Origin of the sequence: Marinomonas lutimaris (assembly GCF_019426345.1) — a bacterium.
GTDB lineage: Bacteria > Pseudomonadota > Gammaproteobacteria > Pseudomonadales > Marinomonadaceae > Marinomonas > Marinomonas lutimaris.
In genome coordinates, this window is sequence record NZ_JAHLLW010000005.1 from 177347 (window position 1) to 204312 (window position 26966).

Sequence of the window (26966 nt, forward strand, 5' to 3'; positions counted from 1 at the left end):
CGATGTTTGACAGCGTTGCGTTCAATGTAAGTGGTTATTGTAACCGCGACAGCAAAGCTCTGGTACTGCTTTACTTAAACTATTTATTTGCCATGACTCTATTTCGTCCAGCTTCTTTGGCCAAATAGAGTTGTTTGTCCGCTCTGGCGAACAAGGCTTCTGGTTCTTCTTGAGTCTGAAGTTCAGAGATGCCAATTGAAACTGAAATAGAAACGGGCTCACCTTGCATGTTAAATGGTGTTTTTGCTACGGCAAGACGAATAGCCTCGGCGCGTTCAACTGCTTGTGTTAGCGTGGTATCAGGAAAAGCAATAACGAACTCTTCGCCACCGTAACGGAACATCAGGTCTTCTTTTTGTAGAACACTGCGTATTTGTTTTGGTACTAGGCGCAATACCTTATCACCAGCAAGATGCCCCCAAGTATCGTTTACTTTTTTGAAATGATCGATATCACAGACCGCTAAGCAAATAGGCTTTTTGGTTTTTTGCATGATTTTGCACAGAGGAAGAATTGCATCTTGATACGCTGTGCGATTTGGTAAATCGGTTAATGAGTCTGTCATTGCCTGAGCGAGCTTTTCTTGTAATAGCGAACGCAATGAGGCGGTATCTTTTTCCATTCGCGTTACTTTATTTTTCAGCAAGGTGATAGATTGAGTCGCATGTTTTTCCTGCTCTACCATCTGTGTTTTGTATTCTGTCATGGTGCTCGAAATAGTTGATAGCCTTTCGCTAATAAGCGTTTTGAGGCTGTCTAAATCGTTCGCATCTTGTACTGCCTGAGATGTATCACTGACCTGCACTTGTAACTTGTTACTAAAGCCTTCGCGACTTTCCGATAACGATTTTTGTGAGCGGTAGCTACTGGTAATGGATTCGTTGATGCTGGCGAGCTGTTTGTTTAGCTGATTAAGATAATTGGTCAGGCTTTCTTGTGTTTTGCCGATGGCAATCATGATTAAGTTGATAACTTCATCGAGTAGACCTGGCAGTTGCTGGAGGTTGTTGTTACCTAATAGCGCTTTCTTTAAGTCGACAATATCTTCGTCATAGTGACTTGGTAGCGATAAGTTATTCATTAACCCTGCAAGTGTATGGCTAATTTGCATCATGATTTCTTGGTCGTTTTTCTGTGACTTATTTTCTATATCACGATTAAAAAAACGTTTGAACAATGAATTCTTTGGTTGGCTTATCTCAGTTTGAGTTAAGGTTTTTTCTGCTAATGACAAAAAGCCTTTTAGGAGATGAGGCCATTGGGAAGATGCTTGCCAATGTAAGCGTATTTGAGCTTCAAGCTGCTTTTTCTCGTTTTGGGGAACTCTTTTATTATCTTGTCTTTCAAGTAGATCGATAAGTTCTTGTAAGGTATTTCGAACTTGTTTCGCTCTGCTTATTTGGGCTTCGTCACTTTTAATTAGCAATGGCTCAGCATTATTGAGTACATCTTGTATTTCTTGAGCGTTCGCGCCCTTTGTTATGGCTTGGCGAATTTGGCGAACAACGGAATCAAGTTCTGGATCGTTCCCTTCAGCTAACATACTTGTTCTGGAAACGGCTTTACGTAACGCTTCTATCAGTTTGTCACTCGATGATTCCGTCATATCGCCTCATTCTTTTATTATTTTTGACGTTCTTTTTCTATAAGAAAATCAACAACTTTGTAGATGTTTTCATTACCATTTGCAGTTTCTGCGCTTACCAAGTATTTACCGTTCACAATTAGTCCTGGTACGCCACGAGCGCCGTAGGCACGTATTTTTGCATCGGCTTGGCTAAGACGGCTATTTACAGCAAAAGAATTAAATTGCTTACGGAATTCGTCTTCGCTGACGCCATAGTTAGCAAAGAAAGCGGCCAGCGCATCTTCTGAGTTTAGGTTACGACGTTCAACATGGATAGCGTTAAAAAGATCTGCGCGAATTTTATCTTCTATACCTAATAAATCAGCAACATAGAAAGCCTTAGCGTGCGCTAACCAACCACGTCCAAACACAGCTGGCAGGAATTTAAAATCAACATCGCTTGGTAGGTCTTTTTTCCAAGCTTGAGTAATAGGTTCTAGTTTGTAGCAATGCGGGCATCCGTACCAAAATATCTCAGTTACTTCGATCTTGCTTGGGTCGCTGGTACGAACTGGCGTTTTGATGGTGGTATAACCGTTACCGTCACTGTATTCAGCAGCAGCGGCTGTCAGTGGGATGAGAAGAGATAGTACTAGTGCTGAAAACAGCTTTATCATGGGGGACTCCTAGTCGAATTAATGGTTTCGTTAACTTATAAAGGTATTCTTACATCATGCACAGAATTACAACAGAATACGATTCCATCAAAGACTTAAGGTTCTAATTTTCCAGTAAGTTTACATAAAACTTACATTATTGAAATCAATTGTTCGGTCGTTATTTGTCTTGTTTTGTAAATCCTTGCCTCTATTGTGTTCATTTGTCCGTTATAGAGGCGGCTAACTGAGTTTAACATGGCATATTTTCATGTTTGCTGGCATTATATACAGCAATTGAAATAAACCTGAATGCAAATCCGAATCTATTGACGAATATCAACTTATGACCCCTTTTGACTCCACTTTCCAATCCGCGCACTTCATTAAGAGTGCAGAGAAACTTTCTCAGTGTCCTTTAGACCAAGGTGTCGAGGTCGCATTTGCAGGTCGCTCGAATGCTGGTAAATCTACAGCATTAAATACTCTTACGAATCAAAGAAAACTGGCTCGTACTTCAAAAACACCTGGCCGTACACAGTTGATTAACTGCTTTGGTTTGAATGTTGATGATCGTCGTTTGATTGACCTTCCAGGTTACGGCTTCGCTAAAGTGCCAATTGCCATGAAAAAAGTCTGGCAAGCACATATGCAAGATTACTTGATGAATCGTCGTTCTTTAGCAGGTGTTGTCTTGGTAATGGACATTCGTCATCCATTAAAAGAATTTGATGAAATGATGCTGGATTGGGCAAAATCAAATCGCATGAAAGTTCATGTGCTGTTAACCAAGTCTGACAAGCTAAAACGTGGACCAGCTAAATCCACTATGTTGGCTGTGCAGAAGGTTCTTAAAACCCTAGGTGTTGATGGTTCAGCTCAGACTTTCTCCTCTTTGAATGGTGATGGTGTGGATGTTTTGCGTATCAAACTCGCTGAATGGCTAGTGCTTGATAATCTTGAAGAGATTCCAGTTTCGCCAAACGCATAATGATATGAAGAAAATAAAAAAGCCTCGAATGAGGCTTTTTTTATGTCTACCAGTTCTAAAAACTTGATTTACTGCGGTGTCAAATAAGCCGCGAGGAAGGTATCAAAGTCCACTTCATCTGCCGCCTCAATCGCTTCTTGATCTCGTAACGAGCGTTCTGCTTTTTCCATAAACTCACGAGTCAGTTCATCGGATAAAGGGCGAGACATCCATTCTGTTTGCTGTTCTTTTGATAGCATTAACATGGCATTTTGATAGCCTTGTTGTGCCTTGCTGCGCTCTAATAGCTGAGCAGAAGGAAGCAAGGCTTCATTGCTTAATTTTTCTCGTTGAACTTCTACTGCGTGTTTGTAAGCCGGATTGCCTGTTTTATTAGACAAAAATTCCGCGACTTCAGCGAGTGAGTTCAGCATGTCTTCTGCTTTCGTACGAAGTTTGGTTGGGCCTTGGCCGAAATCAAAGTCCATATCTAGGTCGCGGCCGTAAGATGCAATTTCTTGCTGCATCTTACGAAGTTGGCTGCACTCAGCACTGCCTAGTCGTTCATCGCCACGCAACATGCAGTAAAGCAAGAATACATCGATGAAATACAAAGTCGAAGATTGCATGCCGATAGAAGAGCTTGGATCTAGATCCATAATACGCACTTCAATGTATTCAACACCTCTAGCGTGTAGTGCTGCGCTTGGGTGTTCGCCAGGTTGAGTCACGCGTTTTGGTCGAATGTCGCTGTAGTATTCGTTTTCGATCTGCAATAAATTACTGTTAAGCTGACGATAATGCCCATCAACTTTTACTCCAATATCTTGGTAGCGCTGATATGGTGTCTGCAAGGCTTTTTTTACTGTGCTGATGTAAGTTTCAACTTCGTTGTAACACACGTACAAATCCGCTTGAGCCTTGTTTTGATAACCAAGATCACTCATGCGAAGCGAAGTGGCTTTTGGGCCAAACCAAGTGTTTTTCTCAAGAGTATTTAGGCTATCAGGCTTTTTCGGTAAAAAGCTCTCGTCTATCGCTGGAGACGCCCCGAACAATAGTGACAACATCCAAGAGCTACGACGAAAGTTTCGGATCAAGGCGAAATAGCTATCTGATTGAAAGACTTGTTTTTCAGCTTTTGAAAGATTGGATTTGCCTTTGTAGCTTTCCAAGAAAGACCAGAAGTCTTTATCAAAAGAGAAGTTGTAATGCATGCCCGCGATACACTGCATGATACGACCATAACGATTAGACAAACCTTCGCGGTAAACTCGTTTTAGCTTGCCTGTGTTTGATTCGCCATAATACGCGATAGGAACATCTTCGTTACCCGCTAAATAACAAGGCATGCTGGCTGGCCATAAACATTCATTTTGCTTATAAAGTTCGTGATTGACTAGGTTGTGAATGTCTTCTAACTCTTTAATGACACCTTCAACGCTTGGATGAACACCAGTAATAAACTCCATCAAAGATTCGGAATAATCTGTAGTGATAGAACTGTGAGTCAGTGCTGAGCCCAATGCTTTCGGGTGAGGCTTATGCGAAATATGGCCTTCAGTACGGTCAACTCGTAGCGCTTCTCGCTCTACACCACGATGAAAGGTGAGTGCAGAAGTCGTCGCGGCTTGCTGGCAATGAGTTGCCAGCGCTTGCAAAGCATCGGTTAAGGTGGTCAAGAAGTCTTCCTTCTATTGAATAAGGCAAAATTAAATTTTACGGATTGTACTCGGCAGAGTTGATTCGCAGCAAGCAACAGATTTCCCATGCACAAAAAATGCTGACTTCCCCAACATATATAAAAGAAATTTGTCGTATTAAAGACCGACCTACAAAAATCAAATCACCTGTAGATCGGTCTTTAGGCCGACAATTGTCATTAGAGGAGTGGATTAAAGACGCATCTCAATGCCAGCATCGGTCATACGTTGCTTTGCTTCTTGAATGCTGTATTCGCCAAAATGGAAAATACTCGCTGCCAATACGGCATCTGCTTTGCCTTCAATCACACCATCGACCAGATGATCCAAATTACCAACACCGCCGGAGGCAATAACAGGTACATGAACCGCTTCACTGATGGCGCGAGTGACACCCAGATCGAAACCGTTTTTAGTGCCGTCGCGGTCCATACTGGTTAGCAGAATTTCTCCTGCACCGTACTCAACCATTTTCTTTGCCCACTCAACGGCATCTAACCCAGTTGGTTTACGACCGCCATGAGTGAAAATTTCCCACTTATCTGGCTCGCCTTGTGCACTGACTTTTTTCGCATCAATGGCAACAACGATACATTGGGAGCCAAAGCGCTGTGCGGCTTCACGAACAAATTCTGGGTTAAACACCGCAGCGGTATTAATGCCGACTTTGTCTGCCCCCGCGTTTAGCATGCGACGAATGTCTTCGCAGGTGCGAATGCCACCACCAACAGTCAAAGGAATGAACACTTGGCTGGCAATGGCTTCGACCATATGAACCGTTGTCTCACGATCGTCTGAACTAGCGGTGATGTCGAGAAAAGTAATCTCATCGGCGCCTTGCTCGTTGTAGCGCTTTGCTACTTCAACTGGGTCGCCTGCGTCACGGATATCGACGAACTGAACGCCTTTAACAACGCGGCCATTGTCCACATCAAGGCAAGGAATAATACGTTTTGCTAAGCCCATAAAATGGCGCTCCTAGAATCTAATATGCTTCTATAACTCGATGGCTCACTGTTATGGTTTGCCGTCCCAGTGAAGGAAGTTTTTATAAAGCTGAAGACCGTCTTTATGACTTTTTTCTGGGTGGAATTGCACGGCGAAAACATTGTCTCTAGCGAGCGCAACACAGAATTCCAAACCGTAGTCACAAGTACCAGCGACTTCGCTTTTATTTTCAGGTACTACATAAAAGCTGTGTACAAAATAAAAGCGAGCGTTGTCAGGAATATCCGCCCAAAGAGGGTGATTTATTGTGTGTTTAACCTGATTCCAGCCCATGTGCGGCACTTTAAGTTTACTGCCATCATGATCTGTGTGCTTCTCACCAAAGAATAAAGCATTGCCTTGGAAATGGTTCAAACAATCTACACCGCCGTTTTCTTCGCTATGAGACATCAAAGATTGAATGCCGACACAAATAGCAAGAAATGGCTTTTCCGCCATGGCTTTACGAATGCTAGGAACCAGTCCAGCATTGTACATTTCACCGATACAATCACGAATCGCGCCAACGCCTGGCAATAAAACACGATCTGCAGCATCAATCACCGCAGGATCGCTTGTAACTATCACAGAAGTATTTTCGTCAGCGACGTGTTCAAGAGCTTTGGCAACCGAGTGAAGGTTGCCCATGCCGTAATCGATCACTGCGACTGTGGATTTTTTCATGTCACCCGTACTCTTATTACTCATACTAAGAGAATCCTACAAAGAACCTTTAGTGGAAGGCATTTGCCCAGCCATGCGTTCGTCAGCTTCTAAAGCCATGCGTAATGCACGTCCAAAGGCTTTGAAGATGGTTTCCGCTTGGTGGTGAGTATTTTTACCACGAAGATTGTCTAGGTGTAGTGTCACCTTGGCGTGGTTGATAAAACCGTGGAAAAATTCAGAGAACAAATCCACATCAAAACCGCCAACAGAGCCGCGAGTAAAAGGTACGTGCATTTCTAAACCAGGACGACCAGAAAAGTCGATCACTACGCGAGACAAGGCTTCGTCTAAAGGAACATAAGCGTGGCCGTAACGTTTAATGCCTTTTTTATCGCCAACGGCAATGTCAAAAGCTTGGCCTAAGGTGATACCTAAATCTTCGACTGTGTGGTGAGCGTCAATGTGAAGGTCGCCAACTGCATGGATGTCTAAGTCAATCAGACCATGACGTGCTACTTGCTCAAGCATATGGTCAAGGAAAGGAACGCCTGTGACGCAGTTGAATTTACCGGTACCGTCTAAGTTAATCGATACCTTGATCTGAGTTTCAAGCGTATTACGCTCGACACTGGCAATGCGATCGGACATTGATTGGTTTCTCCACAGTGATGGTGACGAATGGTCGCCACGTTTTTATACAAGAGCATGACATAAGTTCCCCATTATAGAACGTGGGCTCTTTAGCTTCTATGCTTTGTCTGTGTGTTTTTTGATGAGTTGTCTCTATTGCATCGATAAACTCCTACTTCGAATGCTATGATATGGCAATATATTCGATATTGAGTGCAATCTTAGGTAGGCTTCTAGCCAAGTTGAGCGCACTTGTAGTACCACACTTTTTAAGGAGTTTGTCATGGTTTGGATAAAGCGACTTTCACTGCTGGTGGCTGGATTATTAGTCATCATTGCTCTTTTGTTGGCGTACGTTATGTTGTTCGTTAATCCAAATGATTTTAAAGACGAGCTAAAAAGTGTTGCCTTAGAAAAAGCCAATGTTAACTTGCGTTTGGATGGCGATATCAGTTGGTCATTTTTTCCTTGGCTTGGTCTTGGTTTGGAGGACATAGGCGTTGCTATCGGCTCTGACCCTGAAATTTTACAATTTGATCGCGCTGAGTTTGGTTTGGCTATCTTGCCTTTGCTTGAGCGTAAAATTCAGGTTAACAAAGTCAATCTGGTTAACCTAAAGGCTAGTTTAAATAAAAACGCCCAAGGCCAAGGCAATTGGCAGCTAGACTTGCCTGACAACACGCCAGCGGCCAATTCCGCTAATACGCCAAAAGCCTCAGGCGCAGCTGATACTGCCAACGTGACGGCCAATACAGCACCCAATAATACTGATGAGAAAATCAAATTACCTGACATACAACTAGATGAACTACGCATCGAAAATGCACAAGTGCAATATCGCGATGAGCAAGCTAAACAGCTCATTAACGCCACCCTAAATGTACAGTTAAACGATGTTCAATGGGATAAAGCTTGGCCTATGGTGATGGACATCGCCGTGACACAAAGCGATTTAGAAGGAAAGTCACCGGTTAAGGCGAAAGCGACGTTAAACGCCAATCTTGCAGTTTTTCCTGAAAGAGAATCCTTGTCTCTAGACTCTTTGGTTTTGTCTGGCGAAGTTGAAAGCGATTTGTTACCGGCTAGCCCAATAAGCGCGAAACTTAGCGCCACCAATGTTGATCTTGATTTACCTCAAGAAAATGTCTTAGTGGAAGGCTTGGCATTAAGTGTGCTGGGTGTCAATGTCGATGCAAAAATTCAAGCTTATCAAGTGTTAAGTGAACCTCAGTTTTCAGCTGTATTGTCTGTTGGAGAGTTTAATCCTCGTTACTTAATGACACGTTTAAATTTGCCTTTGCCAGATATGTCTGACGATACAGCGTTAACCAAAGCGCGTGCCAACATAACCTTAGAAGGGAATTTAGATTCGATTACAGCGCAGCCGATTTCTATCGCCATGGATGATACCAATATTGAAGCCAATGCGGTGGTGGATTTATCCCCTTTGCGTTGGGACGTCAGTGTTGCTGGTAAGAACTTAAATCTTGATCGTTATTTGCCAACCCCAGTCGAAAAAAGTGAAGAAAATACCGCAGAAGTGCCGCCGGTCACTGCAGATACGGCAACGACTGCAGCATCAGAGGATTTAATCCCTGTGGAGTTGATCCGCACTTTAAACGGTCATGTGGGTGTGGTGTTTGAGAATCTTATCGTTAAGAAGTTAAAGATAGACAAAATTGAATTGGACTCGACTCAGTCTCATGGTCTGGTAAAAGTTTCTCCACTTCGTGCTTCCTTGTACAAGGGGAGTGTGTCGTCAAAGGTGAATCTAGATGTACGAGGTAAAACTCCAGTTCTAGATGTGATACCAGCTATTGATGGTGTGCAAATTCAGCCTTTATTAGTCGATTTTATGGACATGAATAAAATTGCGGGTGCGACTTATCTAAATGGTGAGTTAAGTGCTAAAGGCAATACAGTCGATGCGCTAATGTCATCATTGCAAGGCGATTTATTGATTGATATTAAAAACGGCGCTTTGGTGGGAACCAACCTAACGAAAACCGTATGCGAAGGCATAGCAGCGATCCGTAAAGATAAGATTGATGATCAACAGTTTGGTCCTGATACGCCATTTGAAACCATGCGCTTTCCTGCTCATATTGTGAATGGGCGAGTTTCAACTCCTGGTTTAAAAATAAGCTCTGCGGGTATTCAGGTGACGGGCGATGGTGTGGTGTCACTGCCAAATTCGTCTTTAGATTACCAAGCGAATGTGGGTATCGCGGGCAGCGAATTAGATAAGGCCTGTCATGTTAATGAGAAAGTGACTAAGTTGGCATTTCCTATTGTCTGTAAGGGACAATTTAGTGATGACCCTGCTGGTATATGTCGTCCTGATATAAAAGGCTTCGGGAACTTATTTGCTGACTTGGCAAAGGATGAGCTGAAACTTAAGGCCGACGCAGAAAAAGCGCGACTAAAAGAAAAAGCTGAGGCAGAAAAAGCACGTGTGAAAACCAAACTAGAAGAAAAACGTAAAGCGGAAGAAGAAAGGCTTAAAGATAAGCTGAAAGACAAATTAAAGAACTTGTTCTAATCACGGATCGATTAAGACGTGGATTGTTTAGAATATTGTTACGTGAGAAATAAATGCAGCCAGTTGAAAATTTTGCGCCCCGTATTTTAACGTGGTTTGATGAGTACGGGCGTAAAAGCTTGCCTTGGCAAGAGAACAAAACACCTTATCGTGTGTGGATTTCTGAAATCATGTTGCAGCAAACGCAAGTGACAACAGTGATTCCGTATTACCATAAATTTATGTCGTCTTTCCCAACGGTTGAAGCCTTGGCCAATGCTGAGCAAGACGAAGTGCTGGCGCATTGGAGTGGCTTAGGCTATTACGCTCGTGCGCGCAATATGCATAAGGCGGCCAAAATGCTTGTGGATGAATTCGACAGTGAGTTTCCATCGACGGTCGAAGGCGTTTGTGAGTTACCTGGCATTGGACGTTCTACTGCCGCAGCGATTCTATCGATTTCTCGTGGTGTTCAAGCGGCAATACTAGATGGCAATGTAAAACGTGTGTTAGCACGCTTTCACGCGGTGCCAACTTGGCCAGGTGAGAAAAAAACTGAAAATGCCATGTGGGATCTGGCAGAGCACTATATGCCGAGTGAACGCTGTGGTGATTATACGCAAGCCATGATGGATTTAGGTGCGACGCTGTGTACACGCTCAAAACCACAATGTTTGCTTTGTCCGTTACAAAGCGATTGCCAAGCTCGCCTTACTCAAGATCCAACACAGTTTCCTATTCGTAAACCGAAAAAAGCCGCCAAACCAGAGAAGAGTATTCAGCTGTTGGTGTTAACCAATCAACAAGGGCAGTGGTTATTAGAAAAACGTCCGTCTACTGGAATTTGGGGTGGGCTTTGGAGTTTGCCAGAGCTGGCGTCAGAAGAATCTGTGGTGCTGCATATTGAGCAACGATTTGCTACGCAGGTCGCCGCTGTCACACCTTTGTCATCTTTTAGACATACTTTTAGTCATTATCATTTGGATATTTCGCCAAGCCAAATTCAAATTACCGACATGAAAATGGTAATGGAAGGTGATAAGTACCAATGGTTCAGCCAACAAGATGCCATGGCGCAAGGGTTGCCAGCACCAGTGAGAAGCATTTTGGAAAAAATTGACTAATGAATTCGGAATCTTCGTACTATGACAGATAAAAACCTCTCATATTTTAAACGCGTCGTAGAGGTTTTTGTTTCTTTCTTATTATTAGGCTTTACCAGTTTTGGTGGGCCTACTGCTCATCTTGGTTACTTCAACCAGACCTTTATTAAGCGCAAACAGTGGGCGAGTGAAACCCAGTATGCTCAATGGGTAGCTTTGAGCCAGATTGTGCCTGGGCCAGGTTCGAGTCAAGTTGGTTTTGCTTTAGGTTATCATCGTGCTGGATTGCTTGGTGCGATAGCTGCTTTTATTGCTTTTACCTTGCCGTCTTTTGTTGTCATGGTATTACTGGCGCAATTTGGTAATCACTGGCAGGGCAACGTTTTTTTTGATTCTGTTGTACACGCCTTAAAGCTACTTGCGGTTGTTGTGGTCGCAGACGCTTGTATCAGTATGTGGCGGTCGTTTTGTCAGAGTAAAATCATGGCTGGCCTAGCCTTGTTTAGTGCGGCATTTATTATCTTGTCACCTTCTGGTTTTGCTAGTTTGGCAGTTCTGCTCATTGCTGTGCTTTTGGGCTTTTTAGCAACTTCTTCTATTGTTCCAACTGCTTCTGAGTCTTTACCTAAAATTCGTTTTGCTTGGTGTTTTTTTGCCGTTGCTGTTGTAGGCTTTATTGTCAGTTTTTTTCTAGATAGCGGATTGAGTGGTCTGTTCGCCGGTTTTTATCACGCAGGGGCTTTAGTGTTCGGCGGCGGGCATGTGGTACTACCAATGTTGTCGACTTTTGTCCCAACCCCTGAATCTGATTTATTGCTGGGTTACGCGGCTGCTCAGGCTGTTCCCGGGCCCATGTTTACCATGGCGAGCTTTTTGGGTGCTTCGGTGACGCCAGAGGGTGGCAATGTTTGGCTTTGGGCTGGTGTGGCTACCTTAGCGGTATTTTCATCCGGATTACTGCTGATGTTAAGTGCCCAAGCTGCATGGCAGCGCTTGTCGCATCATGTTCGGTTTCGTTCTGCCGTGGCGAGTTTAAATGCCGCTGTAGTCGGGATTTTGTTAGCTGCCTTGTATTATCCGATTGGCACATCGAGTCTGCTCGGTTGGGTGGACGTTATCATTGTAGGCTTAGGATTAGCTTGGTTGATCTATAAGCGCCCATCGATTTTTGTCCTGATTATGGTGTTTATTGTTGTTGGACTTGTTCGGAGTTATTAATACTGCAGCATTTAAAAGGGCGATAAATAATCGGCACCTTGAATTCTGTCGTGTTAACGCCATTATTCATTTTATACATTGATGACGGCGAGAGGCCCTTATGTCGAATACAGTTTTTTGTAAAAAGTTCCAAAAAGAAATGGAGGCGTTGGATCGTGCGCCATTGCCTGGGGCAAAAGGCCAAGAGATATTGCAAAATGTTTCTAAGCAAGCTTGGCAGGAATGGCAGCAGCTACAAACAATGATGATTAATGAAAAGCAGTTGAACTTGATGCAGCCTGAATCGCGTAAATATGTGATGGAGCAGATGGATAAGTTTTTCAATAATGAAGCGACAGATAAGCTTGCAGGATATGTTGATCCAGATGATATTAAAGAACTTTAATTGATTTTTTTACATTTGCTTGTGACATTGTAAAAAGATCTTTTTAAGTAAGCTTGCTACAAAAATGCCCCTTGCCAATTATTTAGCAAGGGGCATTTTTGTAGCTTAGATTTTTAGATTGGGCGCTAAACGAGCAAAGCTTCGTTTACTGTTTACTGAGTGACAAAGCTAGCGAATAAGATGTCTTTCACCGGCTCAAGTCCTGTTTCTTCTTTTAATGCGCCGTTTACTGCAATGGCTGCTTCTTCACGTGTTTTCTCCCGTGCTATCGCGCCGGTGACTTGTTCTGTCGTGCGAGAGCTAAGAAACATGACTAATGCATCCCTGACTAAAGGCATATTGGCTTCGATTAAGTCTTTCTTAGTCTCGTCAGTGCGAATGCTAATGCTGGTTTTTATATATTTGAGTCGAGCATCGTTGCCAAGGTGATTGACGACAAAAGTAGGTTGTAATTCGATATAAGCCGCCGCTGGCGCACCATCCTCTGCAGCGTTCGCAGCCATCCCCGTGAGGCTACAAAGTAAGAGTAAAGTAAATAGACGTGATTTACGGTATAAGGACATCATCAATGACATGTTAGGTTCTCGTATTCGTTCCAATAGACAGTATACTAACTGTCATTAAAGCTTTCTGTCAGTAGTAATTTCGCACTTTACTGATTTACCGCTGTCGTAAGGTTTGTTATTCATTAAAAATATCCATTTAGTAAGTTTAGGAATCTTTATCTATGTTCTCGTTTTTGTCTGCCCGTCGTTTTCATGGTTTGGTTGCGTTTGCGGCTTTTGCTCTTTTAGCCGTAGCTTTTTATATGGAATATCAAATGGGCTTAGAGCCTTGTCCATTATGTATGTTGCAGCGCATTGTTTTTTTCTGTGTTGGTGTGGTGTCTTTGGTATCAGCCTTAACCGCGAGTGAAAAAGCGAGAAAAGTATTTTCTTGGGTCGTGGTTGTTTTGTCTTTTGCTGGGGCGGCGTTAGCCATTCGTCATTTGTACTTACAAAGCCTGCCAATGGACGAGCTTCCAGCTTGTTTGCCAGGATTGAGCTATATGTTTGAAGTTTTTCCATGGCAAGAAATTATGCAAGCTATGGTGATGGGGACTGGTGAATGTGGTGATGTCGTTTGGACACTATTTGGCCTAAGTATTCCTGGTTGGACATTAGTTGCTTTTGTTGGCATGGCTATCGTAAACATTGTTATTGCATTGCGTGCGAACAAAAAAATAGTTGCCTAAAAGTGTTTATTTGAGTTTGCATTTAACCCAATGTGGTCAGGCACAATAATCCTATAAAGGTCTATAAAAAGGTTACAAATCCCCCTGGATATCGCCTTGCAGGGGGTAACGTATCGGAATATGCTTGAGACAAAGATTTTTAATAATAATTAACGCCTGATGGAGTCTGCATATGTTAGAAGGTTGTAAAACAGCCCAAGAGCGATGGGGCGGAGTGCACATAATTATCGATCGCTGGTTAGAGCAGCGCCGACAATTGGTTGAAATGGGCGTGTATTTACGTGAGCGCGGTGAATTTACGCCGACCGATACACCTAAAATTCAATCATTTTGTGAATTGCTGGTGGATTATGTTTCTGCAGGTCATTTCACTGTCTATGAACAGTTAGCTCTTGAAGCGAAAGAATTTCATGACGATGGTGCTGTTGTTTTGTTGCGTAAATTGTTGCCTCTGATTGATAGTTCGACAGAAGTCGCTATCGAATTTAACGACAAATATGATACTAAAGAACATTGTAATGCTCAGCTTGAGGCGTTGCCTTTTTCATTGCAGGCTTTGGCAGTTGTAATCGCTGAACGGTTTCAATACGAAGATCAGTTGATTAAGGAATTACATGAAGCGCACAGCGAAAAAAGCGCTTGAGCTTGGCTTAATTGCTTTCTGTTCAGTAGCTTTATTGTCTTGCTCTGCAGAAGCGCCAGTGCGAACTGCTCAATATGCTGTGCAGGGATTGTATTCTGCTGTGCTGAGTGATGATGGTACCACTGCTTTGATTGGTTCTATTCAACATGGCGGCAGTTACTGGGTGAATGCTGTTAATGAGCGTCGTTTCAGTTGGAATCATGCACAAGGCGAATATTCGTCGTTTCTTGGTGTTGATATTGATCCAAGCGGCCAATTCGCAGCAACAGGTGGTGCGCGATCCTTAGTTCTTTGGAATACATCAACCGGTAAGTCTGATGGCTTCTGGACCACTCCTGGTGATATTCAATCTTTGAAACTGACTCAAAACGGCGATTATGCATTAGTCGGCTTAAATGATCAGACTGCGCGGTTTTTTGATATTAAACGTGGTGGTATTAAGCAAACCTTGCGAACAGGTTCAACCGTTCGTGCTGTGGATATAACACCAGATGGCATGCTGGGTATTACCGGAGATGATTCTTCTAATGTCATCTTGTGGAATATGCAAACTGGCGAGAAAAAATTTCAGTGGCCTTTAAGTAATGTTATTGGCAGTGTGGCTTTGTCCGCTGATGGCAAATATGCGTTTGGTGCTGCCCAGCTGGGTAATGCAAAAATTTGGTCCACTAGCACAGGTAAAGAACTCACTAAAATTGATACCGGCGCTCTGAAGTACCGCAACGTTACTATTAGCCAAGCGGTTTTTTCAAAAGATGACAGATCCATCCTTATTGGTGAGGTGAGTAGTCGAGTATCTTTGGTTCAAGTTAGTACCGGGGTTGTCCAAAAAGAATGGGAAATTTTTACGCCTAAGAGTCGACCTAGTGGCGCGAGTGTATTAGCGTTGGCTTTTGGTTCGGGTAATCGTTACTACGCCATTGGTAGTAATGGTTATTTAAATGTATTGGAATAATTCATGTCTTATCACGATGTTGAACCAGCTTCATCTCTTTCCAAGCAAGAGCAGATAAAAAAAGAACAGGTAAAAAAAGAATCAATACGACTGCTTTTTAAGTGGGGTGCTTTTTTCGCTGCCCAAGCCTTTATATCTGTTGCCGCTGGCGCGTTTGGAGCCCATGCATTAACGGACATGTTAGATCCGAAAGCGTTAGGTTGGTGGCATACTGCTAGCCAATACCTTATGTATCATGCTTTAGCTGGTTTGGTGGTGGTTGCCTTGTCAGCTTATTTATCCTCAAGTAAAAGTATTCTGATACTTCTTCTTGTTGGCAATGTGTTATTTGCCGGCAGCTTATATATTATGGCCTTAACGGGTTATACCATATTAGGTGCGATCACTCCGCTGGGTGGTTTGTGTTACTTAATTGCTTGGGGGCTTTTGGTATTACGTCTATGGCGATCAAGCTATGAGAGTGTGATCTAATAGCACGACGTACCTTCATAAACTGGCAAACAAAAACAGGACATCACCTGTTTTTTTCGGTAGGATAGCGCCCCGCTAGTCTTACCGAACAACCATCACAAATTAATGATTGACCTCAGCCGAGCGGATTGAGTTTTGTTCAGGTTAATTAAAATAGAACACACTTAAGCGATATTACTCCATGCAAGAGCACAATACAGACAATCAAGAACCTATCAAAAAACGCACCATTCGTAGTTTTGTAGTACGCGGTGGTCGCATGACCGAAGGTCAGCAAAAGAACTACGATGCGAACTGGGCCGTATATGGTTTGGATCTTGCTGATGGTCGAATTGACTATACAGCCGTGTTTGGTCGTGACTCAGACGTGGTGCTTGAAGTGGGCTTTGGCATGGGCGCCTCCCTTGTTGAAATGGCGAAGAATGCGCCAGAGAAAGACTTTATCGGTATTGAGGTGCATCCACCGGGTGTTGCTAAATTGATGATGCTAGCAAAAGAAGAAGGTATCACTAATTTACGCGTGTACTGTGATGATGCGATTGAAGTAATGGCGAATTGTCTGCCGCAGAAAACCGCCAGTGCATTTCAGTTGTTCTTCCCTGATCCTTGGCATAAGAAGAAGCACAACAAGCGTCGTATTGTTCAGCCTTTATTTGCTCAGCAAGTAGCGAATGTATTAAAAGATGGCGGACATTTTCATATGGCAACAGATTGGCAGCCTTATGCTGAACATATGATGGAAGTAATGGAAGTCCAAGAAGGCTATCAGAACGCAGCGGGTAAGGGGTTATACCATCCTCGACCAGAATGGCGTCCTCTGACTAAATTTGAACAGCGCGGTGAGCGTTTGGGTCACGGTGTTTGGGATTTGATTTATACGAAACAAAGCAGCTAAGCGACCTAGTGTTTAGCCAATAAAAAAGCGACTCAATGAGTCGCTTTTTTATTATTCAGAGAAAGCTGAAATTATTTAATTTCTACACTTTCACGGCTGTTGCCTGCATCAAAGTATTCTTGGAATACTTTTGGTGTGCGGCCACGGCCAGTCCACTCGTGAGTTTCGCCATCTACTTTTAGACGGTATTTAGGTTCAACTGTTTTGCCTTTTGTTGCGCCAGCTTTTGGAGTAGTTAGCAATGCAACTTCTTCCATAGTTAGACCGCTTTTAGCGATTAGGCTAGCAATTTCTTCTGCACGAGCAGATTTAAGAGCTTGTTCTGCATCACGAGCAGCTTCTTCTTCTTTTGCTTTTTCAAGCGCATTGTTGAAGCCTGCAATTAGGTTTTCAAGTTGAGCAACGGTCAACTCTTTAGCAGCAGCACGTGCTTTCGCTTTGTTGCCTGCTAATTCTAGTAATAAACTCATTGGTGTCCCCTATTTATCTGTTAAGAACTGGTTGTCTCTTATATAACTGGTTGGTCCTGTACTGAAAAATAGATCCGTCTTTTACACCCAGTAGCGTGTTAAAATCAATAAATCTAAAGTCTTCTAAGATAGAGAAAATCTCTTTTCAGTCAGACTGCGAATCTAAACCAAAGAAGAAAATGAATGTTTATCTTGTATTGCAAACTCAATATTAATTCATGCCTGTAAAAAACATTGAATTGCTGTCAGTACATTGTGATGTAATTTTATACTATTTCAAGTTTGAGTGTGGATTTTAATAAAAAATAACTTAAGATGCTAATCAAATAACGTGTTTAAACTGTTAGAAAAGTGTAAATAATAGGGTAATAAATGAATTCCATATCAGATAACTTAAGCTTAGAGTTTTCTATATTAAAAAAGTACAGCGATAATATTATTCAATTATTTGAAGATGGCGCAACTGTGCCATTCATTGCTCGGTACAGAAAAGAAAATACGGGTGGTATGAGCGATATGGATTTACGCTCTTTTTTTGATAGGTGGCAGTATTTAGTAGAATTAAAAAAACGTAAAGAAAGTATTCTTTCGTTATTAGCAGAAGACCAGAATGTATCGGATTCCATAAGAAGAAAAATACAAAATGCCATTTCTAAAAATGAGCTAGAGGATCTGTACTCGCCGTTTAAGAAAACCCGTAAGACCAAAGCGGATGAAGCAAAAGAGCATGGGCTAGAGCCTTTTGCAGCACAGATATGGACTGGTCAGCGTTCAGACACCATATCTGCAGTTGAGGCATGGTGTAAGCAAAATAACATTGTGCTATCAGCGGCGTCAGCATTAGAGGGTGTAACTGAAATATTGAATGAAACCATTGCAAATGACAGTGATGTTCTAAAAAAAGGCCGCGAAGTATTACTTAAAGACGGTCTTTTAACCAGTCGGGTTTTACGAGGCAAAAAAGAACAAGGTGAGAAATTTAGAGATTATTTTGATTATCAAGAAGCAATTAATAAGGTGCCTCCTCATCGTTTGCTTGCTCTCTTTAGAGGGAAAAAAGAGTCCATACTAAAGTTGAGTGTCTCCTTAAAAAATGAAGAAAACTTTCCTAGCATATTAATATTTCCTCATTTTAATCAATTGCTTGATACTAACGAATCGGCGTCTCATAGAGTGACGCCTGTACAGCGTAAGTATTTAAATACGGCTTGGGAAAATAAGCTTTTACCCAAATTAGAAACAGATGTTCTTGCACAATTGAAAGACCGAGCGGAAGAGGGGGCTATTCAGGTTTTTGCTGATAATCTTCAAGATTTATTAATGGCTGCCCCAGCAGGCGCTTATCGAGTATTAGGTGTCGATCCAGGCTTTCGTAATGGTGTGAAACTGGCTGTGATCGATGAGCAAGGCTCATTGTTAGATCACGGTGTTATTTATCCCCATGGACCTCAGAATCGTACACAAGAAGCGAATGCAATATTATCTAAGTTAATTCATCAGCATCGTATCGGTTGGGTGGCGATAGGTAATGGTACCGCTTCACGAGAGACCGAGGCGTTAGTTAAAGCTCTTATTACTGAATCGAATCTAGATTGTCGCGCGGTGGTTGTCAGTGAAGCAGGCGCCTCTGTGTATTCTGCTTCGCCAATAGCAATACAGGAATTTCCAGATTTGGATGTCACAATACGAGGCGCGGTTTCCATTGCCCGTCGTTTTCAAGATCCACTTGCTGAATTGGTAAAAATTGATCCGCAAGCAATAGGGGTTGGTCAATATCAACATGACGTGAAAGTATCTCAGTTATCTAAATCCCTTGCCAATGTGGTTGAAGATTGTGTGAACCGTGTTGGCGTAGATATTAACCTCGCCTCGGTTTCTTTATTGTCTTACGTTTCTGGTTTAACCAATCGGCTGGCCCAAAATATTGTGGATTATCGTCAGCAGAAAGGGCGAATCGAGTCTAGAAGCGAGCTGTTAAAGATAAAAGGCATCGGTGAAAAATGCTTTGAGCAGTGTGCTGGTTTTTTAAGAATATTAAATGGAAAAGAAGCCTTGGATCAGTCCGGTGTACATCCTGAATCCTACCCTTTAGTGCAGCAAATGGCTGCGCATTTGAAACTAAAAGCGAAAGACTTACTTAACAATAGCGCTGCCTTGCAGCAGCTCAAGCAAATGGCACCAAGCTTTGCTCAAGCCGGAGACTTTACTTATACGGATATTCTCAATGAGCTTGTGAAGCCAGGGCGAGACCCACGGCCAGAGTTCCGCTATGCGTCTTTTGATCATAGCGTACAAAAACTTGAAGATGTGCAGGAAGGCATGACGTTAGAAGGTGTTGTGACTAATGTGGCGGCATTTGGTGCCTTTGTTGATTTGGGTGTGCATCAAGATGGATTGATTCATATTTCGCAATTGGCAAATCGGTTTGTTAAAGACCCAAGGGATTTAGTACGAGTGGGTCAAGTGGTCAATGTCACCGTGTTAGAAGTGGACGTGCAGCGCAAGCGTATTGCTCTGAAAGCCAATGGGCTTTAATTGAAAGGACCTAAAAAAACCGATTAGAAAATTCTAATCGGTTTTGGAGTGTAACCAGTAAAACTAACTTAAAAGGGATAAAAGTTAACCTTAAACAGCAACGGCGATTTGCGCTTTTGCTTGGTTGAAAGATTCTTCGCCTGGTTCGCCAAGTGCTTGACCGCCAGCAATGAAAGTTTCTTTTACATTTAGGCCTATGAAGCCTAGGAATGTTTGAATATGTGGTACTTGGTGGTCAACTGGAGTGCCAGCTAGTAGGCTGCCGCTTGCTGCAAAAATATAAGCATCTTTGTTTACCAGACCAACAGGACCTGTTTCAGTGTATTTAAATGTACGGCCTGCACGAGCAATATAGTCAAAGTAAGACTTCAATGTAGAAGGAATGCCGAAGTTGTACATAGGAGCTGAAACGATAACCACATCAGCAGCTTCTAGCTCAGTAATTAGTTCATCACCAATCGCAGCAATCGCTTGTTGTTCAGCAGAGCGATCAGCTTCAGGAGTAAACAAAGCGCCTAATGTCTCGCCAGTGAAATGCGGTAGTGGATTTGCTGTCACATCACGAGCAACGACTTTGCCTTCAGGATTTTTCGCTAACCATTTTGCAACAAATTCGTTTGCTAGTTGACGTGATTTAGAGTTTTCGCCAGAAGCGCTAGAGTCGATACGTAATAAAGTAGCCATTGTAATAATTTCTCCTCGGTAATCTTAAGTGAGCCAAGATGGCTCGTCACTTGATAATAAAGCCATCTTATAACCAAATTATTCGATTAAAAAGTGACATTTTTTGGAGATATTGATCGAAAAATACGATATATTTATCTTTCATATACTTTATATAAGAGAATTTTCTTGAAAGCCCCGAGAGTAACCCTAGAGCAATGGCGAGTACTGCAATCTGTTGTCGATAAAGGTGGTTTTGCCCAAGCCGCAGAAGCGCTTCATAAAAGCCAATCTTCTGTCAGCTACACAGTAGCGAAGCTTCAAGAGCAGCTAGGTTATCCGTTGCTAATTATTGAAGGGCGAAAAGCCAAGCTAACAGAGCGCGGCGAAGTTTTGTTACGTCGCTCAAGGCATTTGTTAAAAGAAGCCGTTGATCTTGAAGAGCTGGCTCACACACTGGGACAAGGTTGGGAGCCTGAATTGGAGCTAGTGGTCGATCAAGCCTTTCCAACACCGGCCTTGCTTCGCGCCTTACAAGCTTTCGAGCCACAAAGCCAAGGAACGCAAGTTCAGCTTAAAGAAGCGGTATTAAGTGGCGGTGAAGAGGCACTGCGAAAAGGTAGTCCAGATTTGGTGCTAAGTTCTATCGTCCCAAAAGGTTATTTGGCGGACCCTATTGTTGAAGTGGAAATGATCGCGGTAGCGGCGACGAGTCACCCTTTGCATCAAGAAGCAGACCCTATTAATAACGAGCGCTTGAGCCGAGAATTACAAATTGTTATTCGAGACTCGGCATCTGAAACCTCTATTGATGCTGGTTGGCTTGGTACTGATCGACGTTGGACGGTATCGAGTGTGCAATCCGCTTTAGAAATTGTGACTAGCGGCATAGGCTTCGCGTGGCTACCAAAGGCCGATTTAGAATACGCCTTGCAAAGCGGTAAGCTCAAAAAGCTGAAATTGATCTCTGGTAGTGAGCGCAATTTTCATATGTATGCCATCTTTGGCAAAGGTGAGCGAACCGGCCCTGCTACGAGACTTCTAGTGGAACTCCTTCAGGCTGAATGTAATGCTTGCCCAAGACGTTCATCTATTCCTTCCCAGTCCTAGATCAATCCTAATTTTACTCTTTGGTTTGATCTTGAATGATGCTCAAAAGTGATGGTAGGAATGCACGTTCTACCTTATTTTCATCGCTCCATAGTTTTGCAACAGCAATGGCTTTGGGGCAATGAAAAAGTAATTTGTGCACACTTATTTTAATCACCAGTTTTGGTGGTTTATTATTTTCAGCAAACAAATTTAATGTGTCGTTGTCAGTATGTAGGCTTGCTCTGCCTTTTATGCGCACAACCTCGCCGATACCTGGAATCATAAAAAGCAGGCCTGCTTCAGGTCTTTCTACAATATTTCTCAAACTATCTAAGCGATTGTTACCCGCTGTGTCTGCAAATGCTATGGTCTTCGAGTCCAGCACTTTAACAAATCCAGCATCTCCCCCACGAGGTGACACGTCTGCAAAGCCATTTTTATCCTTTGTCGACATGATAATAAAAGGGCAGTGCTCTATGAAGGCGATTGAGTGTTTTTCTAGTTCATCAATTTCTTTTTTCAATGCTAAAGGATGAGCCTCGTTATAAAGCTCATCAAGTTGCTTCGGTTGGCAGATTTGGCCCATGTTAATCCTTGATTTCTTGTGATGTGAAAATCATCTGAGAATGCTTGTTATTAATATTAGGCGGGTATTTTATACTGCTAATGTTGTAATGTAACGCGCCAACATCATATTGATTGTTTCCTGACAATCTTTGCTTTTACCTTGCCTAGAAGCTTTTAAAATCATCGATTTATAATTTTTTATAAAAATTGTCATTTTTTTTGTGACAATTTGGGTTGTGGTGTTTTTAGCAAAAAGGTCTAATAGCTGCCATCCTTAATTTATTCATTATTTATAGACATCGACACAAGGAAGCCTCATGACTCAGGACATCGTAATTCTCGCTGCTGGAAAAGGTAGCCGAATGAAATCCGCTCTCTCTAAGGTATTACACAAAGTTGGTGGCGTCGCTATGGTTAGGCGAGTACTGGCGACGGCAAATACTTTAGCAGATTCTAAATTGCACCTTGTTGTTGGTCACCAAGGCGAACAGGTCGAGGCAAATTGTCAGGATTTTTCAGCCAATATTGTTTGGCAAAATGACCCTCAAGGAACCGGTGATGCATTGCGTCGCGTCGCGCCTTTTCTTCAAGCTGATGGTGCGACATTAACTCTTTATGGCGATGTTCCGCTTATTCGTGCCAGCACATTAGAAAAAATGACGTCTCTGTCGACTTCTAATACCTTAGTTTTATTGACGATATCCCTTGATAACCCAACTGGATATGGTCGGATTGTTCGTAACGAACAAGGAAAAGTGATAGCGATCGTCGAGCAAAAAGATGCCTCAGAAAGCCAGCTTGCAATTAAGGAAGTGAACACGGGGATTCTGTTGGCACCGAATAATCATCTACAAGGTTGGCTTGCTGCCTTAACGAATAATAACGCCCAAGGCGAATATTATTTGACTGATATAATCGCCATGGCGGCTCGTGATGGTGTGGATATTGTCACAGTGAATCCAGAAAACGAAGCTGAAGTGGCTGGTGTTAATGATCGTGTCCAACTTGCAGCGTTAGAGCGCGAGTTACAAAGTCAGCAGGCCATCAGCCTTATGCAAAATGGGGCAACCTTGTTAGATCCTTCTCGCATTGATATTCGCGGTGAATTGATTACCGGCCAAGATGTCATTATCGACGTTAATTGCATATTTGAAGGTAAGGTAGTGCTGGGGACTGGCGTTGAAGTTGGAGCAAATTGCCATCTTAAAAATTGCACCGTTGGTGACAATACTATTATTAAAAGCAACACGCTAATCGAAGAGAGCGAAGTTGGTGAAGACTGCGATATCGGGCCATTTGCTCGTTTGCGCCCTGGCACCCAGCTTGCCAATAAAGCGAAAATCGGTAACTTTGTCGAAACCAAAAAAGCCCGCATCGGTGAAGGCAGCAAGGTTAATCATTTGAGCTATATCGGTGATACAGAAATGGGGGCGAACGTGAACGTTGGTGCGGGCACTATTACTTGTAATTACGATGGCGTGAATAAACATCTAACGCAAGTGGCCGATAATGTTTTTATCGGTTCTAACACCTCGTTAGTCGCACCTGTGCAAGTAGCGGAAGGCGCCACTATCGCGGCGGGCTCGACCATCACCAAACAAGTGGGCGAGAAGCAATTAGCTTTCGCTAGAGCGCGACAAACTAACAAAGACAACTGGCCTCGACCAACCAAAAAGTAACGGGTCGCCGTTACTGCAAAGGGGTCAGATCCCTTTAACGAATTTTTTCGAGCTGAATGAAGCTTTATTTTTTAAGGGATCTGACCCCTTTAGTAGACTCAAAAAAGGATTCTCACATGTGCGGAATAGTTGGCGCCATTGCTCGTCGTAACGTATCAAAGATTTTAATTGAAGGCCTAAGCCGTCTTGAATACCGTGGTTATGATTCTTCCGGTATTGCAATTAACAACGAAGAAGGTGTGTTTTCACACCGTGCCGTTGGCAAAGTTCAAGCATTAAAAGACAAATTCGAGGCAGAGCCATTAGATGGCAAAATGGGCATTGCTCACACTCGTTGGGCGACCCATGGCAAACCAACAGAAGCCAATGCCCATCCACACTTTTCAGGTGATGATCTTGCTTTGGTGCATAACGGTATTATTGAAAACCACGAACCATTACGTCGTGAATTAAAAGCCAAAGGCTATGAATTCAAATCTGAAACGGATACCGAAGTAATTGTTCACCTTATTCATGATGCCCTGAAAACACAGCCAGATTTATTGAAAGCCGTACAAGCGACGTTAGCAAAGTTGCATGGCGCGTTCGCTATTGGTGTTGTTCAAAAAGACGATAATGATCGTTTTATTGCCGCTCGAAAAGGCAGTCCGCTTGTGGTTGGCGTTGGTATTGAAGAAAACTTTGTTGCGTCCGACCAGCTTGCGTTATTGCATGTTACTGATCAATTTATCTTCTTAGAAGAAGGTGATGTTGTTGAAGTAAGTCGTGATCAAGTGTCAATTTACGATGCTAAAGGTGAACTACAGGATCGCCCAATTAGCGTGTTTAACCACAACGTAGATGCCACTGATAAAGGTGAATTTCGCCATTACATGATGAAAGAAATCTACGAGCAGCCTAAAGTGATTAGCGCTTGTCTAGAAGGTCGTATCAGTGAAAATAAAGTATTAACTAGCTGCTTTGGTGCAGATTCTGATTTCCTAAAAGAAGTTGAAAATGTCCACATCGTTGCTTGTGGCACCAGCTACCATGCTGGCATGGTAGCAAAATACTGGATTGAAGACTTAGCTGGTTTGCCATGTAGTGTTGAAGTAGCCAGTGAATATCGTTATCGCAAAGTGGCTGTGCCGAAGAAAACCTTGTTTTTGACCTTGTCACAATCTGGTGAAACAGCTGATACATTAGCGGCATTACGTATGGCAAAAGAGCTGGGTTATTTAACCACCCTAGCTATCTGTAACGTGCCATCTAGCACGCTGGTACGTGAGTCAGCACTTACTTTGTTAACGAACGCGGGCCCAGAAATTGGTGTGGCATCTACCAAAGCTTTCACTACTCAGCTAACTGCATTATTGATTACCAGTGTGGCGATTGCAGTAGAAAACGGCCTGTCAGCAGAAAGAGAAAAGGAGCTTGTACAAGCTATGCGTTCTTTACCTGCTTATGTTAATGTTGCGCTTTTAGAAGATGCTCACATTAAGACGGTTGCTGATCGGTTTGCTAATAAAACCAATGCGCTATTTTTGGGGCGTGGCACCATGTTTCCAATTGCGCTAGAAGGTTCGCTGAAGCTAAAAGAAATTTCCTATATTCATGCGGAAGCTTATCCAGCGGGTGAACTAAAGCACGGCCCATTGGCCTTGGTTGATGAAAATATGCCAATTATCGCACTGGTTCCACATAACGATATGTTAGACAAGCTAAAGTCTAATCTACAAGAAGTGGCGGCTCGGGGTGGTGAATTGTACGTTTTTGCAGATAAAGACACAGATCTTCATAACGAAGACAATATCATTTTCACCGAAGTGCCAAAAGTAGACAGCATCCTAGAACCGATTGTTCACACAATCCCTCTGCAGTTGCTGTCTTACCATGTTGCTGTTGTAAAAGGCACCGATGTTGATCAACCTCGTAACTTAGCAAAATCCGTTACTGTGGAATAATTAGAAATAAAAAAGCCTAGCTATGGAACATGAACGAAACATAGCTAGGCAAAACAGTGCTGAGAGTAACGCTTTTAAAAAGTCAGTGCTTACATTACAGGGTGGCTAGGTAAATAGCTGGTGTGCCATTTACGTCCGAGCTGTAAAGCACTGACTTATTGTCTGGTGTGAAAGATGGGTGAGGGTGGTTGATCTGGCGATCACCGTTTAAAACTTCCCAGCTTGTATTGTGTTCTGTAATAGGTCGAATGCTGGCATCAGACAGATCGATCAAATATAAGTTAGGATCGTTTTCTATCTTATGCCCATCATGATTTGACACGTCAACCGGTGTACCTGAACCATCGCCCACCACTAAAGTACCGTCGTAGTTGCTCATCAAATGACTGCACGCAGGCATTTCTGCTTCTACTTTAAATGCCAGGCTTGTTGCATCTACAGAGCAAAGCTGGCGCTTGTCTGTATTGGGTCGATAAGACACAAACATCATTTTTGAACCATCAGGAACGAAAAATTCGTGGGTACAAGATTCTTCTTCGCTTTGCTCGTAGACCTTGCGCATGTTGTCGCCGTTTTCATCAATCATCCACATACGTGTTTCGACTAAATCGTGTGGGCCTTCGTGACAAAAAGCGATGGTGTTATCGTCATTTGGGCGATACAGAGGATGGCCAAGCCAGATATTTTCTTCAAAGATGGTGGTGCGCTGACCTGTTTTAAGATCGATTGAGATTAAGCGACAACGTGGTTTTTGATGATAGAACTGAGCAAATTTTTCCCAGCTATCTAAGTCCATGTAATCCGTATCTTTGATTTCTATCGCAACCACTTTTGTACAATCTGAATTTGGCACCCAAGTGCCATAGCCCACCCAGCCTTTAGCCACTTCATATAAAACACTGTGTTCTTGGTTTTTTATATCAACACGAATGAGCTGTTTGTTGTTTTTTACAAAAATCAGCGCGTCATCTTGTGTAGTAAGAAAGCCACCAAACACATTATCGCCTTTGCCTTCAGTCAGCTGTATGGCCGTTTCATTTTGTAAATCTAAAAGATGGTAGTTTCTGTTTGAATCGAAATTGGCAGAGATAAGCAGTTTATTCCCATCTTCTGTGAAGCATTTTTGATAGAAATAATTTCGATGACATACTCCGCTATCAGGCGTTAGCTGAGTAACGATAGACCCTGTCTTTTCATCAGTTGTACGTTTAAATGCCAAAGATGTAGTGGTACCAAGTGACATGATTTCCTCTCTTATTCTTGTTTTTTCTCGTTTCTGCTGAGCTTGTGCTCTTTTCCTGTCTTTAGATTTCTGAGTAAGACGAGCGTTTGCTTGCCAGATTTTTACTTGTCTAAACACTTAATGAGAGCAGGTTAACACCTATTTTATATTTATTCACCAATAAAAATGAA

The 26966-nt window shown here is 42.7% G+C and carries 25 protein-coding genes; 14 read left to right on the forward strand and 11 right to left on the reverse strand.

From position 1 onward, the window contains the following. Positions 1 to 79: 79 nt before the first annotated feature. Both KPL72_RS08385 and KPL72_RS08390 read right to left on the reverse strand, forming a co-directional pair. Entirely contained in the window at positions 80 to 1606 is a 1527-nt protein-coding gene (locus KPL72_RS08385) for a GGDEF domain-containing protein (protein ID WP_219702444.1), read from the reverse strand. A 17-nt stretch (positions 1607 to 1623) separates the two neighbouring features. Next, complete coding sequence (locus KPL72_RS08390) at positions 1624 to 2244, reverse strand: thiol:disulfide interchange protein DsbA/DsbL (protein ID WP_212917636.1); 621 nt, start codon at positions 2242 to 2244, stop codon at positions 1624 to 1626. Positions 2245 to 2569: 325 nt separating this feature from the next. Between KPL72_RS08390 and yihA the strand changes: the two genes are divergently transcribed. Then, positions 2570 to 3214, forward strand: a complete 645-nt coding sequence (gene yihA, locus KPL72_RS08395) for a ribosome biogenesis GTP-binding protein YihA/YsxC (protein WP_219702445.1) — start codon at positions 2570 to 2572, stop codon at positions 3212 to 3214. Positions 3215 to 3282: 68 nt separating this feature from the next. Here the strand turns inward: yihA and gshA are convergent, their stop codons facing one another. The 4 genes from gshA to hisB all read right to left on the reverse strand — a co-directional run bounded on the left by gshA (position 3283) and on the right by hisB (position 7197). Then, positions 3283 to 4875: a glutamate--cysteine ligase gene (gene gshA / locus KPL72_RS08400; RefSeq protein WP_219702446.1), complete on the reverse strand. Its 1593-nt coding sequence runs from the start codon at positions 4873 to 4875 to the stop codon at positions 3283 to 3285. Between the two features lie 213 nt (positions 4876 to 5088). Beyond that, entirely contained in the window at positions 5089 to 5862 is a 774-nt protein-coding gene (hisF, locus tag KPL72_RS08405; RefSeq protein WP_212653523.1) for an imidazole glycerol phosphate synthase subunit HisF, read from the reverse strand. Positions 5863 to 5913: 51 nt separating this feature from the next. Then, positions 5914 to 6591 (reverse strand): imidazole glycerol phosphate synthase subunit HisH, encoded by a 678-nt coding sequence (hisH, locus tag KPL72_RS08410; RefSeq protein WP_212917639.1) that lies wholly within the window; start codon positions 6589 to 6591, stop codon positions 5914 to 5916. 12 nt (positions 6592 to 6603) lie between these two features. Next, positions 6604 to 7197 (reverse strand): imidazoleglycerol-phosphate dehydratase HisB, encoded by a 594-nt coding sequence (gene hisB, locus KPL72_RS08415; protein ID WP_072838962.1) that lies wholly within the window; start codon positions 7195 to 7197, stop codon positions 6604 to 6606. Positions 7198 to 7462: 265 nt separating this feature from the next. Between hisB and KPL72_RS08420 the strand changes: the two genes are divergently transcribed. From KPL72_RS08420 to KPL72_RS08435, 4 genes are all read left to right on the forward strand, one after another. Beyond that, positions 7463 to 9721, forward strand: a complete 2259-nt coding sequence (locus tag KPL72_RS08420; protein WP_219702447.1) for an AsmA family protein — start codon at positions 7463 to 7465, stop codon at positions 9719 to 9721. A gap of 53 nt (positions 9722 to 9774) precedes the next feature. Next, positions 9775 to 10824 carry an A/G-specific adenine glycosylase gene (gene mutY / locus KPL72_RS08425; protein WP_212917641.1) on the forward strand — a complete coding sequence of 350 codons (1050 nt, stop codon included), beginning with the start codon at positions 9775 to 9777 and terminating at the stop codon, positions 10822 to 10824. A 21-nt stretch (positions 10825 to 10845) separates the two neighbouring features. Further along, on the forward strand, positions 10846 to 12021 hold the full coding sequence (gene chrA, locus KPL72_RS08430) for a chromate efflux transporter (protein ID WP_219702448.1): 1176 nt from the start codon (positions 10846 to 10848) through the stop codon (positions 12019 to 12021). Between the two features lie 100 nt (positions 12022 to 12121). Continuing rightward, entirely contained in the window at positions 12122 to 12406 is a 285-nt protein-coding gene (locus KPL72_RS08435) for an oxidative damage protection protein (protein ID WP_212917643.1), read from the forward strand. A 152-nt stretch (positions 12407 to 12558) separates the two neighbouring features. Here the strand turns inward: KPL72_RS08435 and KPL72_RS08440 are convergent, their stop codons facing one another. Then, complete coding sequence (locus KPL72_RS08440) at positions 12559 to 12981, reverse strand: flagellar basal body-associated FliL family protein (RefSeq protein WP_212917644.1); 423 nt, start codon at positions 12979 to 12981, stop codon at positions 12559 to 12561. 152 nt (positions 12982 to 13133) lie between these two features. On the opposite strand from KPL72_RS08440, the gene KPL72_RS08445 reads away from it, so the two are divergent. The 5 genes from KPL72_RS08445 (at position 13134) to trmB (ending at position 16604) form a co-directional block, all read left to right on the forward strand. Then, on the forward strand, positions 13134 to 13640 hold the full coding sequence (locus KPL72_RS08445) for a disulfide bond formation protein B (protein ID WP_212917645.1): 507 nt from the start codon (positions 13134 to 13136) through the stop codon (positions 13638 to 13640). Between the two features lie 172 nt (positions 13641 to 13812). Then, the gene (gene rsd / locus KPL72_RS08450; protein ID WP_212917646.1) at positions 13813 to 14283 is read left to right on the forward strand and encodes a sigma D regulator; all 471 of its coding nucleotides are present in this window, start codon (positions 13813 to 13815) and stop codon (positions 14281 to 14283) included. Next, entirely contained in the window at positions 14255 to 15238 is a 984-nt protein-coding gene (locus tag KPL72_RS08455; protein WP_212917647.1) for a WD40 repeat domain-containing protein, read from the forward strand. The genes rsd and KPL72_RS08455 overlap by 29 nt, the downstream gene beginning before the upstream one ends. Before the next feature lie 3 nt (positions 15239 to 15241). After that, positions 15242 to 15709: a DUF423 domain-containing protein gene (locus KPL72_RS08460; protein WP_212917648.1), complete on the forward strand. Its 468-nt coding sequence runs from the start codon at positions 15242 to 15244 to the stop codon at positions 15707 to 15709. A 181-nt stretch (positions 15710 to 15890) separates the two neighbouring features. Continuing rightward, positions 15891 to 16604, forward strand: a complete 714-nt coding sequence (gene trmB, locus KPL72_RS08465; RefSeq protein WP_212917649.1) for a tRNA (guanosine(46)-N7)-methyltransferase TrmB — start codon at positions 15891 to 15893, stop codon at positions 16602 to 16604. A gap of 71 nt (positions 16605 to 16675) precedes the next feature. Here the strand turns inward: trmB and KPL72_RS08470 are convergent, their stop codons facing one another. Beyond that, a complete protein-coding gene (locus KPL72_RS08470; protein ID WP_212917650.1) occupies positions 16676 to 17074 on the reverse strand; it encodes an H-NS histone family protein in 399 nt (132 codons plus the stop codon). 372 nt (positions 17075 to 17446) lie between these two features. Between KPL72_RS08470 and KPL72_RS08475 the strand changes: the two genes are divergently transcribed. Next, on the forward strand, positions 17447 to 19609 hold the full coding sequence (locus KPL72_RS08475) for a Tex family protein (protein WP_219702449.1): 2163 nt from the start codon (positions 17447 to 17449) through the stop codon (positions 19607 to 19609). Positions 19610 to 19699: 90 nt separating this feature from the next. Here KPL72_RS08475 and KPL72_RS08480 read toward each other — a convergent pair whose 3' ends face one another. Next, positions 19700 to 20293: an FMN-dependent NADH-azoreductase gene (locus KPL72_RS08480; protein WP_212917652.1), complete on the reverse strand. Its 594-nt coding sequence runs from the start codon at positions 20291 to 20293 to the stop codon at positions 19700 to 19702. A 168-nt stretch (positions 20294 to 20461) separates the two neighbouring features. On the opposite strand from KPL72_RS08480, the gene KPL72_RS08485 reads away from it, so the two are divergent. Next, positions 20462 to 21382: a LysR family transcriptional regulator gene (locus tag KPL72_RS08485; RefSeq protein WP_219702450.1), complete on the forward strand. Its 921-nt coding sequence runs from the start codon at positions 20462 to 20464 to the stop codon at positions 21380 to 21382. Between the two features lie 13 nt (positions 21383 to 21395). On the opposite strand, the gene KPL72_RS08490 is transcribed toward KPL72_RS08485, so the two are convergent. Beyond that, positions 21396 to 21950, reverse strand: coding sequence for an MSMEG_1061 family FMN-dependent PPOX-type flavoprotein (locus KPL72_RS08490; protein WP_212917654.1), 555 nt, complete (start codon positions 21948 to 21950; stop codon positions 21396 to 21398). Positions 21951 to 22248: 298 nt separating this feature from the next. Here KPL72_RS08490 and glmU point away from each other — a divergent pair, with 298 nt between their 5' ends. After that, a complete protein-coding gene (gene glmU, locus KPL72_RS08495) occupies positions 22249 to 23610 on the forward strand; it encodes a bifunctional UDP-N-acetylglucosamine diphosphorylase/glucosamine-1-phosphate N-acetyltransferase GlmU (RefSeq protein ID WP_219702451.1) in 1362 nt (453 codons plus the stop codon). 116 nt (positions 23611 to 23726) lie between these two features. Next, positions 23727 to 25553 (forward strand): glutamine--fructose-6-phosphate transaminase (isomerizing), encoded by a 1827-nt coding sequence (glmS, locus tag KPL72_RS08500; protein WP_219702452.1) that lies wholly within the window; start codon positions 23727 to 23729, stop codon positions 25551 to 25553. 94 nt (positions 25554 to 25647) lie between these two features. Here glmS and KPL72_RS08505 read toward each other — a convergent pair whose 3' ends face one another. Next, complete coding sequence (locus KPL72_RS08505) at positions 25648 to 26796, reverse strand: oligogalacturonate lyase family protein (protein ID WP_212917657.1); 1149 nt, start codon at positions 26794 to 26796, stop codon at positions 25648 to 25650. Between the last annotated feature and the right edge of the window lie 170 nt (positions 26797 to 26966).

What these genes read in the sequence shown, in the direction of transcription:
- KPL72_RS08385 (WP_219702444.1), bottom strand. Translation starts at nt 1,606, where the DNA reads ATGACGGAATCATCGAGTGACAAACTGATAGAAGCGTTACGTAAAGCC.
- KPL72_RS08390 (WP_212917636.1), bottom strand. Translation starts at nt 2,244, where the DNA reads ATGATAAAGCTGTTTTCAGCACTAGTACTATCTCTTCTCATCCCACTG.
- yihA (WP_219702445.1), top strand. Translation starts at nt 2,570, where the DNA reads ATGACCCCTTTTGACTCCACTTTCCAATCCGCGCACTTCATTAAGAGT.
- hisF (WP_212653523.1), bottom strand. Translation starts at nt 5,862, where the DNA reads ATGGGCTTAGCAAAACGTATTATTCCTTGCCTTGATGTGGACAATGGC.
- hisH (WP_212917639.1), bottom strand. Translation starts at nt 6,591, where the DNA reads ATGAGTAATAAGAGTACGGGTGACATGAAAAAATCCACAGTCGCAGTG.
- hisB (WP_072838962.1), bottom strand. Translation starts at nt 7,197, where the DNA reads ATGTCCGATCGCATTGCCAGTGTCGAGCGTAATACGCTTGAAACTCAG.
- KPL72_RS08420 (WP_219702447.1), top strand. Translation starts at nt 7,463, where the DNA reads ATGGTTTGGATAAAGCGACTTTCACTGCTGGTGGCTGGATTATTAGTC.
- mutY (WP_212917641.1), top strand. Translation starts at nt 9,775, where the DNA reads ATGCAGCCAGTTGAAAATTTTGCGCCCCGTATTTTAACGTGGTTTGAT.
- chrA (WP_219702448.1), top strand. Translation starts at nt 10,846, where the DNA reads ATGACAGATAAAAACCTCTCATATTTTAAACGCGTCGTAGAGGTTTTT.
- KPL72_RS08435 (WP_212917643.1), top strand. Translation starts at nt 12,122, where the DNA reads ATGTCGAATACAGTTTTTTGTAAAAAGTTCCAAAAAGAAATGGAGGCG.
- KPL72_RS08440 (WP_212917644.1), bottom strand. Translation starts at nt 12,981, where the DNA reads ATGTCATTGATGATGTCCTTATACCGTAAATCACGTCTATTTACTTTA.
- KPL72_RS08445 (WP_212917645.1), top strand. Translation starts at nt 13,134, where the DNA reads ATGTTCTCGTTTTTGTCTGCCCGTCGTTTTCATGGTTTGGTTGCGTTT.
- rsd (WP_212917646.1), top strand. Translation starts at nt 13,813, where the DNA reads ATGTTAGAAGGTTGTAAAACAGCCCAAGAGCGATGGGGCGGAGTGCAC.
- KPL72_RS08455 (WP_212917647.1), top strand. Translation starts at nt 14,255, where the DNA reads ATGAAGCGCACAGCGAAAAAAGCGCTTGAGCTTGGCTTAATTGCTTTC.
- KPL72_RS08460 (WP_212917648.1), top strand. Translation starts at nt 15,242, where the DNA reads ATGTCTTATCACGATGTTGAACCAGCTTCATCTCTTTCCAAGCAAGAG.
- trmB (WP_212917649.1), top strand. Translation starts at nt 15,891, where the DNA reads ATGCAAGAGCACAATACAGACAATCAAGAACCTATCAAAAAACGCACC.
- KPL72_RS08470 (WP_212917650.1), bottom strand. Translation starts at nt 17,074, where the DNA reads ATGAGTTTATTACTAGAATTAGCAGGCAACAAAGCGAAAGCACGTGCT.
- KPL72_RS08475 (WP_219702449.1), top strand. Translation starts at nt 17,447, where the DNA reads ATGAATTCCATATCAGATAACTTAAGCTTAGAGTTTTCTATATTAAAA.
- KPL72_RS08480 (WP_212917652.1), bottom strand. Translation starts at nt 20,293, where the DNA reads ATGGCTACTTTATTACGTATCGACTCTAGCGCTTCTGGCGAAAACTCT.
- KPL72_RS08490 (WP_212917654.1), bottom strand. Translation starts at nt 21,950, where the DNA reads ATGGGCCAAATCTGCCAACCGAAGCAACTTGATGAGCTTTATAACGAG.
- glmU (WP_219702451.1), top strand. Translation starts at nt 22,249, where the DNA reads ATGACTCAGGACATCGTAATTCTCGCTGCTGGAAAAGGTAGCCGAATG.
- glmS (WP_219702452.1), top strand. Translation starts at nt 23,727, where the DNA reads ATGTGCGGAATAGTTGGCGCCATTGCTCGTCGTAACGTATCAAAGATT.
- KPL72_RS08505 (WP_212917657.1), bottom strand. Translation starts at nt 26,796, where the DNA reads ATGTCACTTGGTACCACTACATCTTTGGCATTTAAACGTACAACTGAT.